The organism is Thermococcus alcaliphilus, from assembly GCF_024054535.1.
In the GTDB taxonomy this organism is placed as follows: Archaea; Methanobacteriota_B; Thermococci; order Thermococcales; family Thermococcaceae; genus Thermococcus_A; species Thermococcus_A alcaliphilus.
In genome coordinates this window covers 118855-134751 of the sequence record NZ_JAMXLV010000022.1, presented here as the reverse complement: position 1 = coordinate 134751, position 15897 = coordinate 118855, and the positions used below count along the sequence as shown (strand labels likewise).

Genomic DNA, 15897 nt, shown 5'->3' with positions numbered 1-15897 from the left:
TTTTGTTTCGGCGAAAAGGTTTTAAGGCTGAAACCATCCAGTGAATAATGGTTTCAGCTTGCATGTTTCCCCCCTTTCTTTTTCTGTGGTAGTGTCTGGGATTTAAACCTGACGCCTCACTGCTTATCCTGACAGTATCGTGAAATATGTTGCAAAAATTTTTAAACTCTCTCTTGAAGCACAGTTAGGTGAGGCTAATGGATGTAAAACCAAACATGCCTGAAGAGATTGCAAATCTTTTTAAAAAGCAACATTACGCTCTCATAGGTCATCACAGTTCGGTTAAGCTCTGTCATTGGTTAAAGGAGAGTATAAAACACGATCGCTTTTGCTACAAGCAGAAGTTTTATGGAATCCAATCCCACCGCTGTTTGCAGATGACTCCGGTAACGGCATGGTGCACGCACAACTGTATCTTCTGCTGGCGCCCAATGGAAGGCTTTCTGGGAGTTGAGCTTCCACAGCCGTGGGATGAGCCAAGTTACATAGTTGAGAAGAGCATTGAAGCTCAAAGAAAACTTTTAAGCGGCTACTGGGGAATAAAAGACCAGATAAACGTCAAAAAGCTTGAAGAGGCCATGGAACCCAAACATGCGGCAATAAGCCTATCCGGTGAGCCCATGCTTTACCCAATGATAGGAGACCTCGTCGAGGAGTTCCACAGAAGAGGGTTTACTACCTTCATAGTCACCAACGGCACGGAGCCAGAGGTTTTGGAGAAAATGATAAAGGAGAATAAACTCCCCACACAGCTCTATGTCTCTTTAACGGCTCCAGATGAAGAAACCTACCAGAGGGTAAACGTGCCAATGATTCCGGATGGATGGGAGAGGATAAACAGAACGCTTGAGCTTATGCGCGATCTTCCAATAAGGACGGTCATAAGGCTTACCCTTGTTAAGGGCGAAAACATGCACAATCCAGAGGGCTATGCAAAGCTCATAATGAAAGCTAAGCCAATGTTCGTCGAAGCTAAGGCTTACATGTTCGTGGGCTTCTCAAGGAACAGGTTAACGATCAACAACATGCCAAGCCATGAGGACATAAAGGCCTTTGCCGAGGAACTTGTGAAATACCTCCCAGGATACCACATAGAAGATGAGTATCCCCCAAGCAGGGTTGTTTTGATAATGAGGAATGACATCAGCAAAAAGGATCGCTTTATAAAACACTAGCTCTTCTTCCGCAACCTTTATTTGTTTTGAGTGAGTAATACTTAATTAGGTAATTGGTAAAAGCTGGTTTAGAGGTGCCGAGAATGAAGAGAGTTGTTCCTGTCTTGCTTGTTGTGATGATGATACTTCCTTATGCTGGGGCAGTGCCTATTTTGGACTCATCAGTTAGATTCCTTCTCCAGAGCGGAGGATATGCAGAGACTACGGAAGAAATAAGCTTGTCTTTACTTGCCTTGACTATGAGCTATGGAACAGCCAATAATGTGACCATTGATAATATCACTTTCTTAGCATATTCTTTGCTTTATAGACAAAATGAAGACGGGGGATGGGGATATTATGAAAAGAGTACGAGTAATGTTGTGGATACGTCCTATGCTATCATAGCTCTAAAATCAGCGATTTCATTATACGAAAGAGGAACCTCCCAATATAAGGATATCTCTAAGGCTATTACCTCTGGAATAAGATTCTTATTGAATTCTTACAGTATGAATGGATGGGGATATGTCCCAAACACACTACCTGAGTTTTATCCAACAATCATGGCTATCTGGGCACTTGGTGAGAATGGATACTCTGCAGAAAATGAGAACATAAAAAATGCAATTGAATTCGTAGAAAGTGTCGAAAAGACTGAATTGAGAGAGGGAAAAGCTCTGGCTTTAAAAATCCTTGCATATAAAAGCGTTGGTTATAAAATAGACTCTTCATTAATAGAAAAGGTGTGGGAACTCGTCAACTCCAAGGATATTACTATAGAAGAAAAAGCTCTACTTACATATGCCCTACTGAACTATGAAGGCTTGAGTTTTAGAACAGCAGTTCTTCTTGCCGAACTTGAGAATTTGAAGAATGAAGATGGTTTTACTTATTGGGCAAATGAACATGAGCCATTGGTTGAGAGAGATGTTATAAAGACCTCGGCTTTGGCAACATTGGATATTGGATATGCAGAACTGGGTCTACCTCCAGCATTGACGAGTTTTTCTAGAGAGTTATGCTCCGTTATACTTTCATCTCAAAATTCAGATGGAGGATGGAGCTATCTTGAGGGATACCCATCAAATGAAATTGCAACATATTATGTTCTTTCAAACATTGGATACTGTTTCTCTCGTGAAGGTGTAGACAAAGCTCTGGAATGGGCAGGAGAAAGATTATCAGCAAACAAAAATGAGGTTCTAAGGAAAAGGGAGCTTTCCCCAAGGTACGTGTATAATATTTTGCTCTTGGCTAGGTTCAATATGCTTGACGAAAATGAGAAAAAGGAAAATATAGAGATTATAAAAAGCCTAAAGCTTAAGGATGGGTTATGGGGAAATGTTCTAGGTCCACAACCCAAAGATACAGCTTTAGCAATAAAAGCCCTCTTAGCTCTAGGTGTGTCTCCTAGTGATCAAGACATTCAAGAGGCTAAGAGATGGTTACTTTCAATCTCAAAAGGCGGATGGGGAACTTATGTTCAGACAAAATACTACTCATACATGGTTACTCCAGAAGTAGAAACAACTCTTGAAGTTCTTGAGGCATTACTCCCCATTTCCAGCAAAGATGAGTTACAACGCAACGTAGAGTGGTTAATAGACCAAAGAAGAACTGATGGAAGATGGGCCAATATAAAGGAGTTGTATTTCTATAATGTTTTGATATACGAAGGGGAACCTAGAACAGATTTAACTGCCAGAGCAATTGCTCTTTTGAGTTCTCTTGGCTATAACTATCGTGATGAGTTCATTAGTTGGGTTATGGATCACAGAAATGAGATAGTAAGCAGAGGAAACTTAGTTGAAATTCCACTTGTATTGAATATTCTTTATACCCCGACGTATGGGATAGATATCTGGTGGGTTAACAGGGTTTTGGAAAAAGAAGACTTTAAAGTTGTTTATACCTCCGGAAAGTACTACACTGCTAGGTTTGTCCGGAACGCACTAGAAAAACACCTTAATAAAACACTTCTACTGTCAGAGTTTGAAGGATTTAAGAACTCAAACTATGTGGTTATAGGAGGTTTAGACGATTTTAATATAAGTGAATATAATCCAGCAGTCTCAATGGAAGTAGAGAATTCCAAACTAATTGTAAACGGGCATTATTATCCTCTTAAAGATTCAGTGGTAATAGTGGCTGGAAAACATGAACAAAATTACATACTCTTTGTTCTTTATGATGGGAACTCTGGAGTGGTTAGAGAGATATTCGATTTAGGTATGTTTAAGTATTTCAAAGGGCCTGCTGTGGTTGTATGGTATCAGTATGGTACCTCTTGGACTCCAGAATTAATGGGAGAATTCGTGAGGTGAAATTACTGTGAGGGCTTTAATCATTGGAGTTGGCCAGTGTGGAACAAAGATAGCTGACCTATTCGCTTTGGTTAATTTTGAGGCACTGGCTATAAACACTTCCAAGAGCGATCTAGAGTATTTAAAGCACATTCCAGAGGAGAGGAGAATACTCGTTGGGGAAAGTTTAACTGGTGGAAAAGGAGTAAATGCCAATCCAGTACTGGGAAGAGAGGCTATTAAAAGGGATCTGCCATTAGTGATGAAAAAAATAAGCTCCATGGTCGGCTACAGCGACGTTGATATCTTCTTTCTAACATTTGGCTTTGGGGGAGGGACTGGAGCAGGCGGATCCCCAGTTTTAGCAGAGGCACTAAAGGAAGAATACCCCGATTCTCTTGTAGTTGCCATAGGCGCTCTGCCCCTGAAGGAAGAAGGCATAAGACCTACAATAAACGCGGCAATAACCATAGACAAGCTCTCTAAGGTAGTTGACTCGATAATAGCGATAGACAACAACAAGCTGAAGGAAAGTGCAGAGGATATATCCAAAGCTTATGAAAAGATAAACTACACGATAGTTGAGAGAATAGCCTCTCTCCTAGCTTTAATAGATGTTCCAGGTGAGCAGACGCTTGACGCAAGTGACTTAAAGTTCGTTCTCAACGCCTTTGGAAGCTTTGCCACAGTAGGCTATGCAAAGGCCGAGGCGAATAAGGTTAAAAACATCTCCAGGCTGATTTTGAAATCCTTTGAAAATGAAGGACTCTATCTTGAAGCCAACATAGAGTCGGCCCTTTATGGATTGGTTGCCATCCATGGCCCACCAGAGCTCCTAAAGGCAAAGGACATCTTTGAGGCTCTTGAATACCTCACAAGAAAGATAAAAGGCAAACAGATTTTCCGCGGCTTTTATCCAGATCCAAGAGAGAAGGAGATAGAAGTTGTGACACTTTTGAGCGGTATATACGAGAGCAAGAGCATAGAGGATATAGTGGTTACTGCCAAAAAATACGCCCATGCATTCATGAAAGCAAAAGAAGAAGCCGAAACAAAGAAAAAAGAACTTCTAACCGGATTACCGGACTTTGATGACATCTATCCGGGTGAGGTTGATGAAAGACTCGGTTGAAGTAGCTTTAGAGCTCAATGAGAAGGAAGTTTACTCCCACATAGCTAAGGAAAGTGCAGAGGACATGATAAGAATAATCTCCTCAATAGACGCTGAGAGGGCAAAGAACAGGGGAGAAGTGATATACTATGAAGACGATTGGGACGACTTAATAAGACAGAGGATAGCAAAGGGAAAGAGACACACAGCATTTGACTTCTACAACCCTTCTCTTCTAACGATCTGGGAGAACAAAGTTAAAGATATGAAAAGAGTTAAAAGCTCCTTTAAACTCAGTTTAATCCTTATTGGTGTTTTTATTGCTTTAGGAATTGGTCTTACAGTACTCTACTCTGAGCCATGGTTTCTTGTACCACTAAGCGCCCTTCCGCTCGTGCTGTTCTTAATTGACTACAAAAAGCACTCCTTAGATATAAGCTATTACCAGCTCACCCAGCTTTTCATTGATGAACTGAAGGAGCTTTTAAAGAAGCACAAGCTAAATGCAGAGCAGTATAAGTTTAAGATTTTCAACAATGACTACTTTGGAGTCTCAATTAAAAAGCTCGGGGGGAATGTTTTTGCGGTTGTAACAGGGGAGAATAAAGAAAGTGTTAAATAATTTGCCAGCATTTATTATTACTGAGTGGTGAGAAATATGAAAAAAGGCCAAATTTCGCTTGAGTTTCTTTTTATCTTCGTGCTGTTTGTAGTACTTCTAACCTTCTCGGTTAGAAATATAACTTTCTCAAGTGAGCAGTCTTCAGATATGTTGAGAATTCAGGTTAGTGAGGAGGCAAAGCTGTTCGCGAACACCATTTCCAATGCAATTTCTCAAGTTTACGCCCAAGGGCCTGGCGCGAAGGCTACCGAGTACTTCACGTTCAAATATCTAAATGATGACTACTTCCTTACGAAGGCCTTCTCTATGGAGGGGACCCCGCAGCTTTTAATAGGGTATAAAAACGGAACTTATGTTGTGATTTTGGATAGTGATAATCCCGTTGTGAATTTAAACGAGGCAGACACAGCAAAGAAAAACTACTTCTGGAGCAGATCCCTCTATGCCGTTGATTTATCAAACAATGCTTCAATTTACGCTCCAAACAATACTATAGGAGACTATGCAGGGGTATTTGTGAACGCTACGGATTTGCCCTCGACATTGAGAATTATTGTTGAGTGGAATCCCGATAAGAACGAGACCTGGGTGTTTAACTCCACGAGTGAAGAGCTCAAGATAAACCTTAACCTCGGTGGTTAGCATGAGGGCCCAGATAAGCTTGGACTTGCTTTTTGCGTTTGTGCTGGTAACCTTAACAATGTTAAATCTCATTTATCTCTCAAACAGTGAAATAGCCCATGCTGAGAGCTTTGATGTAATGGCAAAGGTTAGAGTATTCTCAGCTGAGATAGTTGATCATACCGCAAAAGTCTATGCTGTGGGTGAAGGCTACAGCCTTAAGGAAGAGCCGCCTCAAATAGAGGGTGCAGAGTTTAATATAACCTTCAATGGAGCAGAAAACAAAATAATAGTAAACGTAACGGTAAGCGGAAAGAGCTACTGGGTTGTTAAAAACTCAACAGTTCCCATAGCTAACGCATCGATAGTTGTTGAGAGCAACGATACATTTTGGATAAAAACTGTGAAAGTAGGTGATATGCTCTATGCGAACATCACGCGCTCAAACGGCAATTGAGATGGTGTTTATCCTTTCGATCATTTTCATAGGATTAATCCTTATTATCCCATCCTACACAGACAACAGTACGAACATGGCGATAGTTAGTGCTGTTAGAAGTTCAACATCCAAGGCTATTACCTACCTAAACACGGGCGTAATGAGCGACGAGGAGCCCTACACTCTGCTAAATCCAGTGATGGAGGAGATTCATAATGCTGAGGGGAATCCTCACCTGGCAATCAAAACCCTAGAATCCGAAGAAAGTGGAAGCGACGTCAATATAACCATAACCATAAGTACCCCGTTTTCCTCCGTGGCAAGCATCGCTAACTTAAATGAAACGATAAAGGACTTTATTGAGAAAGATTTACTTCAGAGCTTTAGGTTTACAAACTCCTCGGGAAGCCTAAAGTATGGCGGAAAGGTCGTGAGGATAAAGGTGAGGGTGGAGAGAGGATGAGGAAAGGCCAGCTGCTTTCGATAGATGCCCTGCTTTCATTGGTTATCGTTGTAATGGTCGTTGGGGTAGTGATGAACACGAACGATATGATTAGGGCTGAGATAACCAACCTTTTGGACTGGTATGATAGGGCAAACATAGCCAATAACATGCTCGATGTTTTGACCAAAAACCCCGGATATCCAGAGGATTGGGAGGAGAATGTGAGCGGTGTTAAAATGATTGGACTAAGGCATGAAGGTTACTCTTACGCTTTGGATCATGAAAAGATACTTGCTCTTAATAGGTCAAAGGAGAACTTAACGGATATATTTGACCAGTTGGCGAGAGGAAAAGACTTTATGTTTGAAGTTTATATCTCAAAGTTCAATGTAAATGTAGAGGGAAGGTTTCCGAGAGTCTATATAAACAATATAACATTTGCAAATCCAACTCCACCTCCATTCGGGGTAATAGTTGATATTTACAAACCAGAAGCCGGGGATACCACATTTCGGGTAAGTTACATACGTGTTATCAAAGGCGGGAAGATTTATGAAAATAATGAAATTTGTAGTATTAACAATGGAAACAATATTGACTTGGATCAAGGAGATTATGTAATGTTTATAACGGAGGAACCAGTAGTGATAGAAGGGAAAAGGGGCAGTGAGCCCCTCCATGATTATCTTGTTTATCCCCCTGTTGTTGTAGAGATATATGTTGGACTAGAAGAAAAGCAGAGCAACTTTTTAATAGAATTTAGTCCGAGTGGAAGTTGTCCTGGGTTGGATCTCAAACTAGGAACACAGGGTAATGTTATTATAACAGTTTCCTCATATGATAACACCTTCCCAGACCTTACCTCCGCCTACAATCGCCCCAGAGACTTTTATGACTTGGGGGAATCTCTCTACACTATTGCATTCATAAACAAGACCTTTGTAGAAGATGAAGCGACGATAAAAGCATCTATGCAAAGATCACCTTGGATTGAGCCTGTTGAAAGGACTTTTGTCTTTTTAAGACCAGTATACAATCTTTCAGCGGGACCTTCAGACGAAGAGCCTCTCGTTTACGGGTTTATGAAGTACAAGGTCATGGATGGGGAAGTGGTCAGGGTCAAAGTTAACTCGTCAAACTATGGAAATCTCACCTTAATAAGCCAGCTTGGCATCGAGATAAGGGGGTTGTTCGTTTATGGGAATCAAAGCGATTTAAACGCAACGCTTGTATGGTACGAATACGAAAACGGAAACAAAACCCCGAAGCTGAAGTCATACAAGGGTTTCAATGGAACAATAACAGTTCCCTTTAAAGAGCTCTTTGGATCGACGGATACTCAGAACAAGATACTCCTTTTATGGCTCTATTCACTGGAGGGCTGGTCAAGGAATGAGGTTGAGATCGAGTTTATTCCGGAGATAAGGTACATGCTCGAGCCCAAGTTCGATGACGCTATAATAAAACTTCTCGTGTGGGATGACAGATGAGGAGGAGAGGGTTTGTTTTCACACTTGATGCTCTGCTGTCATTGATTTTGGTTATGGTGTTTGTTAGTGGTATGGTTGCTATTATAGATAATACAAATGTTTACACGAGTTCATTAAGAGAGGGGAGCAAGTACAAAGCTGAAGATGTTCTCACAACCCTAAGAAATGTTCCTCTCAAGGAGCTTGTCTCTCCGGAGATTTTGGAAAACTGGAGCACCAGTGGTGCTCTCGATGAGTCTCTTGTGAACCCGGACATGAGTCCCCTTGATATAATCGCCACTTACTGGGCAACTAGAGATCTTTTCCCCGAGAAAAACCTCACCCATAAGGCGGAGCTAATTTTGGGATACCTTTTGAACAAGACCCTCGAGGGCTATTACTACGAACTGCTCATAAACAACTACACGAGCTCTTATCTTAGAAAGGTCGGTGGGAATTACTCCAAGGCTTTTGAGGTTTCTCCCGCAACGCTCACCTTGAGCGGATACAAGTACAACCAGACGCCGAGGGGATATATGGCGAGGGCGTATTTATCAAAAGCGACGCTGATAAGGGAGGACTTAATTGGAATCCACAGAGCACTAGCAGCAGCATGTTCTTATTATCATTACAACACATTCACTCTCATGACCAATATAACTATACCAGAAGATGCCAAATCCATAATTGCGGATGGGAGGTTTGTAAAAAGAACAACCCAAGATATGGATGTGTATCTAAACAACACCTTTGTAACTTCGTCTAGTGATGAGTTAATAGATATAAGTGATTATATCAACCCAGGATCCACTCCGTTAAAGATTGTATATAGCAATGGTCCTTGTGGATACGAGCTTGGAGTTGGTAGTGGCACAACGCTTCATTTAAAATATCAAAGTTCATCCCTTGCAGTCGAAGATCCAGGCTTGGTGAAGCTATATGACTTGGAAAGTGATTACACTGGAATAACTTATTTCAACACCCTCTTTGTGCCCGGCGAAATAAGAAACATAAACATTCACTTGAAGACAGAGGGTGTTGATAAAGTAAAGCTGTATTATTCTTTTGGAGCGAATACTGTGGAGCTTTTGGAGAAAGATGTTAATGAAAACGGGGTGGATGAGATCGATATAACAAATGATGAAATAAAAAATGCCCTTCAGACTAAAGCGGGCATGGACTATGTCAATCTCAGTAAAACATCTTTCACGTTTATATTGGCCTTAGACTCCCGCCTGTCTGATGATGGACTGACTTTTGAGTATGGAGGACGAGACTATGGGGGGGAAAGGCGGAGAAAGCTCTATGGGTATCCAAACTCGTGGATAAAGATTGATTACGTCCCGAGAATCCTCATAACCCTATACTCTATTCCCCTTTCAATTTATATTGATTACAACGATGTAGTTTATTCTTCATGTAGTATCTACAGATGTTCTCAAATGCAGGTAAGTTATACGTTTCCACCATATGCGGATCCCTGGTATTCTGATTTATGGGTTGGGATAAACTTTAATTTTTATGCAATTGGTACTATGGAGTTTACTGAAAACGGCTACACAATCTACAATGGATCTATCGATAAATACCTTTTCAGGATAGCTTATACTAGGCTTAATGAAACCATGATGGTTCCTGGAAGCTTGAATACGTTTATTGCCCAAAGTTATACTTCTGATTACGGATTTAGAGAAGGTAAAACGAGAGGTATTATAAAATACTTCATTCAAGGATATGCCGGTTATGGAGAGGTCTTCCCCTTCCTTCTCCAGGGTTACCCAACTTATAAGGGCTACAATTTGACCTACTACTACAACGGTTCTTCCGGAATTGTGGAGAAGAATATACTTGTTGGAGATCCTCCATACAAGTCTATATCAATTGACGACCTCAACCCTGATATAGGGGGAGGCTACGCTGTAGATGATGCAATTCTAAGACTCTTCGATAAACTCAACTATAGAGGAGACTCAAATCCAGGAGAATGGAGAAAGACACCCTTTGACGGCTCTCAGAATAATCCGATAGATGTTGATCTTTCAGAAGAGGTTAGGATTTCTTTTGTTGATATGGGAGAAATTCCGGGACTTTTTGAGCCTGTACAAATTACCCTGAGAGTATGGAGGGAGGACTGATGAAGAGGAGAGGTTTTATTTTAAATTCTGCTGTTTTAGTTCTTCTCATCCCTATGCTACTTCTTTTGGCGACTTATGAGGATGTTTCCTCTCAAATATTTCAGGCACAGAACGAGAGGGTTCTTGTAGAGAGGAGCTTCAGGGGAGTTGCTTACTTTGACTCTGACTTTCAAAGGGCACTTGAGATTTCTGGAAAACGAGCATTAATAGCTGTCATAGACTACGTTACAGTCACTGGAGAATTTATAAAACAGAAAACGGCTAACGAAACCTTGAAAGATTTAATTCTATTTGGAACCAGTGAGGAACTTTCTGGCTATGAGAATTTGGAGAAGATTATGCAAAACCAGACCATTGAAAGGTGGCTTGCTTTAACAAGAGACTATCTCCTTGAGCAGGGATTTTTGATAGAGCAGAGCGACGAGGAGATATTAAGCAACATGAGCATTACTGTTGGTGTTCTTGATTCCTTCACCATTTTCGTAAAGGCAAAGATTCCTAACATAACGGTGAGGGATTTTAACGGCAAGATAGTTTACGACGGCTCTATTCCAAAGAGCGGCAACTACACTTATGCGTTTATAGACATTAGAAACCTCGAGGATCCACTATTCCCTCCAATGACGGGAGGAAGATATTCGAGATCTATTAGGGCTTGCCTTTACCCATATCCTGAGCTGATAGGAAAGCCAATAAAGGTACTCGAAGGAAATGGCAGCAGTGATGACCCTTACGTACTTGGGGAATTCTCTAGAAGCGTTAGTAAAGATTACATTTACTTCGGCGACTTTTATCCCGGAGATGGTGCCCTTGCTTACGTGCTTTTAAATGGCTCTCTTAATGGAACAAACGTCCCGATAATTGTGAACACTACTATAGGGGGAATCTCGCTCTCCCCGGTGAATGTATTCAATGAGAGCGATGCGGGGGTTTTAGTGTTTGGAAAATCCAATACAGGAGATTGGAAAAATACTTCTCTTCAATACAGGCTGAATATAACTGTAACAAACGAAGTTGGGGTTGACTTAACAAACTATCAGATACCTATATTAATCTCAAGTATAAAGGGTTTATCTTCCAGTGTTTTAACACAGCTATTTACTAACACTCAAACTGACGGCAATAGTGATATATACCGGGTCAAAGTGGCTATAGATCTTTACGACGAAAATGGGAACAGAATACCTTTTTGGGTTGAATACTGGGATACATCAAACCAGGAAGCATTAATATGGATCAAAGATTCCATAAACGCTGGTCAATCAAAAACTTATTCGCTTTACTTTGGATCTGGAACTCCGGTTAAAGGATACAACTATGAAGATGGCCTGTTTATATTCTTTGATGATTTTGAAGATGGAACTTGGAATGATAAATGGATCCAGGTAGAGCAAAGTCCTACCGAGAGCAATGGAGAGCTCAGAATAAACGGAGGAGACAGTATAGAGGCTGTTAGGACTATAAACTCAATTGGATATAGTGGATCTTTCAGTGTAAGGTTCAGGATGAAGGGACAAAAAAATGGGGATTGGGACAGTGGAGTGGGAATAACAGACAGTGATGGTTACATGTTGTTGTTTACCGATGATTATCAGGGAGGGAATGGATTAGCAGTCCACAGACCTTGGTGGAGTTTTGAGACTGATGTAGATGGGAGGAGTGATGTTACCACATATCACATTTATGAGGCGATAATAGTCCCATTAAGTTCTACTGTTGCAGATGCAGAGTTTAAAGACGAGACAGATTATAGAGTGAATACTGATGATACGTATTCAAGAACATTTATTCAACCATTAAACTATCTCTATTTGGTTACTGATAGCGATAGTCCCAGTAGAGATACATACTATGACTTCATCTTCATCCGTAAATATCCAGACACAAATGGAGACTCCCTTGAAGATTCCACAAACTTTAGTGGGATATCCTTGAGTTCAAGTGATGTTGAATCTTACACTCCCCCAGCAGTAACTTCTCAAATACTCGCAAAAGCCTATGATCTCCAACCTTTCCTCGACTGCCTCTTGGAGCAGAGGTACTTTGGAATATACGACGGATGGTCTATATTTGAGAGACTTGAAGGAAGCTATGACAACCATGAAAAATACGAAGAGCTGGCAAATAAAACCCAAGATGAGCTTGGAATAAGTTATGAAGATAAACATTATCCAATTGGTTTGGTGAGTTTCATGATTCCACACGATTCCTTTGACAGCAAGCTCTATACGCTCTTTACTTCAGGCCTAACGGCTAGACCGTTAAAAGAAGGTCAGAGCAGTGCTGACTACTATTTCCTTCAATATTACTTTGGGAGTGGGAATGAGACGAATGGCTACAGAATGTGGGGGGTTTCATATGGAACACTTGACACTCCCTACTTCATTTTCAATCCTCCTGTCGATTTGTCTTTCATTCCCTTCTTCCTTGACAATCAGACAGCACTTTCAATATTAGGCAAAGAGGCATCATGTGACCTGCTTGTGAACTATCCATGTAGTTGAGGTGAAAATCATGAGCCTTGATGAAATCCTCTACAAAGTGGGTGAAACAGCTGAATCCTTTGCCGTGAAATCAGCAAAGTGGGCAAAAAGAACCCTAAATGAAATAATCAAACCCACTCCATCAAAAACCCCACCCAAGTTCAAACTCCTCAGAAAGCTAATAAAGAGGGAACTCACGGTTCATGAGCTCTTAAGCTTGAGCATTCAGCTTTCCTTTATTGTCTATCTTCTATTATCTCTCCTCCTAGTCCTCTTTGGAAATGAACTTTACCTTTCTCTGCTTTTTGTTGTCTACTTCGCTTATCTGAGATACACCATTTTAAAAAATCGAGAATTCTTTATTGAAGTTGAGCCATACAGGTTCTTTTATTACGGACTAACGGTAATCGGCTTTTTGTCCTTTCTTGGATATCTCCTGGTGAGAAAGCTCGCAAAGAACGTCTACTATTTTTATGCCTACCTGGTGATTATCTTTATAGCTGTGCTGGGGTTTAGATACCTCTATAAATCAAGGTTCACCAGAGACTGGACTTATGGGGTTGTAGAAGAAGTCAAAGGCGAGCTTGTAAGGATAGATGTCCACGACGACATAAGGGCCAACGTTAAGCCCGGTAAGTACTGGGTCGAAAGCGCGGAAGATGTTGAAGTAGGCGATATAGTGAAAGTCCTCGTGGAGGAGAGGATATTCAGGAGCTCTATCCCAAAAAGGGTCTTGGAGGTTCACAAAACAAAGTCCTCATCATCAGAAATATCAACGGAGCCAAAGGCCGAGAGTGAGAACAGTAGCAGTAAATAAATCGTTGTGTAGGGTTCTTCTTTGTAAGTTTTCGCAAATCCCTTTCCATCTTTAATCACAAGAGGCTCTACTTTTTCTTCTGGAGGGAACACAATTATTTCTCCTTCTCTGGTATCAAAATCCCACCTAAGTCCTTTGCATACTCTTTCAATGAACCTTGCGGCTTTTTCAGGTTCCTTGAGCCTTATGTGATAGTAAAGGGTATGCCCCATGTTTCTCCCTCTTTTACGTTTTTATATAGTAAAAATAAAGAAATTTAAAAAAGTTTTGTTTTTACTGATGATAATTAATCATAAAAGAGATGGCAAAAATAAGCAACAAACTACTATCTAAGCTTTCTAATCAAGTTACTGCATAGTTAAAGCTCCCCACAGAGCCTGGCAAAGTTTCTGTAAATCTCACTTCCCATCTCTGTGTGTGCAACCTCCGGATGAAACTGAACCCCATAAATTGGAAGTTCTTTGTGCTTCATTGCTTCAACAGGGCAAAATTCACTCTTAGCTAGGAGCTCAAACTCTTCTGGAAGCTCTTTCACCTCATCCATGTGGCTTTCCCAAACTTTAAGCCTCTTTGGGAGTCCCTTGAAGATATCGTTCTCCTTGATTATCTCGACCTCAACGAGGCTGTATTCTGCTTTTTCTCCCCTACCAACTTTGCCGCCAAAGTGCTTTGCTATGAGCTGATGTCCCAAACATATTCCAACTATAGGCACGTTGAAGTCTTCGTAGTTCTCTAAGACAGCTTCACAATTTCCAGTTCTTTCCAAATCTGGCCCACCTGAGAAGATAATTCCCTTGGGCTTCATTGCCTTTATCTCTTCAAGCGGCGTTGTGTTTGGGATTATTTTCGCCTCAACGCCGAGGTAGCGTAGGGTTCTCCAAATCCTGTGCACGTACTGCCCGTGATTATCCATTATGATGATCATTTATCTCCCTCCAAGCTTCAAACTTATTCAATCTTGATTCCCTCCTTTTTCACATTTTGCAAAAATGGCGAATCAGAAGTCATAAAAATGTTCTCTGGGTAGTCTATTATGGATATAACCTTCTCATATTTGAGACTTAGCTCTGCTATAACTTCCATAATTTTCTCGTATTCTTCAAGACTCAGTCTTTCCTTTACAATTAACAGAACATCTACATCGCTTTCGGTGGAATAATCCCCTCTGGCATAAGAACCATAAAGGATGACTTCTTTAAGCTTATCCCCCAATATGGAATGAACTTTTTCTCTTAGTTCTTTTAAGAGGAGCTGAATGCTCATTCCTCATACACCATTGAAAATTTAGTTGAAAAATTAAATAAACGTTATCACTCAAACTCAATTGTAGCTGGAGGTTTGTTAGTTATGTCGTAGAGAACCCTTCCTACTTGGGGAATTTCGCTCGTTATCCTGAAAGCTATCCTCTGGAGCACCTTAAAGGGAACGTCCATTGCATTTGCTGTCATGCCGTCTAGGCTCTCGACAACTCTGACGGCTATTGTTTCTTTGTATGCCCTTATATCTCCCTGCACACCAACCGTTTTGACCCCAAGGAGCACGGCAAACGCTTGCCATGGCTTTAGACCAGCTTTTTCAATCTCTTCCTCCACTATTGCATTAGCTTCCCTTACTATGGCTATTTTCTCCGGTGTCACTTCACCAATAACCCTCACGGCTAATCCTGGACCCGGAAATGGCATGCGCTTGTATATCTTCTCCGGCAAACCGAGTTCTCTTGCAACCTCTCTCACCTCGTCTTTGTAGAGATCCCTTAGGGGCTCTATGAGCTTGAGGTTCAATCTCTCAGGCAAGCCGCCAACATTGTGGTGGCTCTTTATCTTCCCTTGGCTTTCGATCCAGTCTGGGGCTATAGTGCCCTGAATTAAGAAATCCGCGTTGATTTTCCTTGCCACTTCCTCAAAGACATCTATGAACGTTTTTCCTATGATTTTTCTCTTTTTCTCTGGATCGGTTACACCTTTAAGTGCCTCAAAAAACCTCTCTTGGGCATCTACATAGATCAAGTTCAGGCCGAACTCATCTCTGAAAGTTTTTATAACGAACTCTGGTTCTCCCTTTCTCAGAAATCCAGTGTTCACGAAGACCGCATAGAGCCTATCACCAATGGCCTTATAGGCTAATATTGCCGCTGTTGAGCTGTCTACGCCTCCGCTTAGTGCTATTATTGCCTTTCCATCTCCAACGGTCTCTCTAATTTCGTTAACTTTCTCTTCAATAAACTTTTCCCACATGAGCGTCACCTTCGACATAAAATTGTAAAATTTGATTTAAAAATTTTGCTATTTTGAACAT

Annotated in this window: 15 protein-coding genes; 11 read left to right on the top strand and 4 right to left on the bottom strand. The window is 41.0% G+C overall.

The features are described 5' to 3' along the window. The first annotated feature begins 197 nt into the window (after nucleotides 1-197). The 11 genes from twy1 to NF859_RS08570 all read left to right on the top strand — a co-directional run bounded on the left by twy1 (nucleotide 198) and on the right by NF859_RS08570 (nucleotide 13602). Complete coding sequence (gene twy1, locus NF859_RS08620; RefSeq protein ID WP_252743885.1) at nucleotides 198-1175, top strand: 4-demethylwyosine synthase TYW1; 978 nt, start codon at nucleotides 198-200, stop codon at nucleotides 1173-1175. Between the two features lie 83 nt (nucleotides 1176-1258). Beyond that, a complete protein-coding gene (locus NF859_RS08615) occupies nucleotides 1259-3481 on the top strand; it encodes a prenyltransferase/squalene oxidase repeat-containing protein (protein WP_252743869.1) in 2223 nt (740 codons plus the stop codon). Between the two features lie 7 nt (nucleotides 3482-3488). Further along, on the top strand, nucleotides 3489-4592 hold the full coding sequence (locus tag NF859_RS08610) for an FtsZ/tubulin family protein (protein WP_252743868.1): 1104 nt from the start codon (nucleotides 3489-3491) through the stop codon (nucleotides 4590-4592). Further along, nucleotides 4576-5193: a hypothetical protein gene (locus NF859_RS08605; RefSeq protein WP_252743867.1), complete on the top strand. Its 618-nt coding sequence runs from the start codon at nucleotides 4576-4578 to the stop codon at nucleotides 5191-5193. Before NF859_RS08610 ends, NF859_RS08605 begins: the two co-directional genes overlap by 17 nt. Nucleotides 5194-5229: 36 nt before the next feature. After that, on the top strand, nucleotides 5230-5835 hold the full coding sequence (locus tag NF859_RS08600) for a class III signal peptide-containing protein (RefSeq protein WP_042701910.1): 606 nt from the start codon (nucleotides 5230-5232) through the stop codon (nucleotides 5833-5835). A 1-nt stretch (nucleotide 5836) separates the two neighbouring features. Next, nucleotides 5837-6271: a hypothetical protein gene (locus tag NF859_RS08595; protein ID WP_252743866.1), complete on the top strand. Its 435-nt coding sequence runs from the start codon at nucleotides 5837-5839 to the stop codon at nucleotides 6269-6271. Next, complete coding sequence (locus tag NF859_RS08590; RefSeq protein WP_252743865.1) at nucleotides 6240-6716, top strand: hypothetical protein; 477 nt, start codon at nucleotides 6240-6242, stop codon at nucleotides 6714-6716. Before NF859_RS08595 ends, NF859_RS08590 begins: the two co-directional genes overlap by 32 nt. Further along, complete coding sequence (locus NF859_RS08585; protein ID WP_252743864.1) at nucleotides 6713-8188, top strand: hypothetical protein; 1476 nt, start codon at nucleotides 6713-6715, stop codon at nucleotides 8186-8188. The genes NF859_RS08590 and NF859_RS08585 overlap by 4 nt, the downstream gene beginning before the upstream one ends. Further along, a complete protein-coding gene (locus NF859_RS08580; protein WP_252743863.1) occupies nucleotides 8185-10302 on the top strand; it encodes a TPM domain-containing protein in 2118 nt (705 codons plus the stop codon). The genes NF859_RS08585 and NF859_RS08580 overlap by 4 nt, the downstream gene beginning before the upstream one ends. Continuing rightward, the gene (locus NF859_RS08575) at nucleotides 10302-12806 is read left to right on the top strand and encodes a DUF2341 domain-containing protein (protein ID WP_252743862.1); all 2505 of its coding nucleotides are present in this window, start codon (nucleotides 10302-10304) and stop codon (nucleotides 12804-12806) included. Before NF859_RS08580 ends, NF859_RS08575 begins: the two co-directional genes overlap by 1 nt. A 10-nt stretch (nucleotides 12807-12816) precedes the next feature. Beyond that, nucleotides 12817-13602 (top strand): DUF2101 family protein, encoded by a 786-nt coding sequence (locus tag NF859_RS08570; RefSeq protein WP_252743861.1) that lies wholly within the window; start codon nucleotides 12817-12819, stop codon nucleotides 13600-13602. On the opposite strand, the gene NF859_RS08565 is transcribed toward NF859_RS08570, so the two are convergent. The 4 genes from NF859_RS08565 to guaA all read right to left on the bottom strand — a co-directional run bounded on the left by NF859_RS08565 (nucleotide 13527) and on the right by guaA (nucleotide 15836). After that, a complete protein-coding gene (locus NF859_RS08565) occupies nucleotides 13527-13814 on the bottom strand; it encodes a hypothetical protein (RefSeq protein WP_252743860.1) in 288 nt (95 codons plus the stop codon). The two genes, NF859_RS08570 and NF859_RS08565, sit on opposite strands and share 76 nt — an antisense overlap. Before the next feature lie 146 nt (nucleotides 13815-13960). Continuing rightward, on the bottom strand, nucleotides 13961-14527 hold the full coding sequence (locus NF859_RS08560) for a GMP synthase subunit A (protein WP_252743859.1): 567 nt from the start codon (nucleotides 14525-14527) through the stop codon (nucleotides 13961-13963). A 23-nt stretch (nucleotides 14528-14550) separates the two neighbouring features. Then, the gene (locus tag NF859_RS08555; protein ID WP_252743858.1) at nucleotides 14551-14865 is read right to left on the bottom strand and encodes a nucleotidyltransferase family protein; all 315 of its coding nucleotides are present in this window, start codon (nucleotides 14863-14865) and stop codon (nucleotides 14551-14553) included. Between the two features lie 47 nt (nucleotides 14866-14912). After that, nucleotides 14913-15836 carry a glutamine-hydrolyzing GMP synthase gene (gene guaA / locus NF859_RS08550; RefSeq protein ID WP_252743884.1) on the bottom strand — a complete coding sequence of 308 codons (924 nt, stop codon included), beginning with the start codon at nucleotides 15834-15836 and terminating at the stop codon, nucleotides 14913-14915. Nucleotides 15837-15897 lie beyond the last annotated feature (61 nt).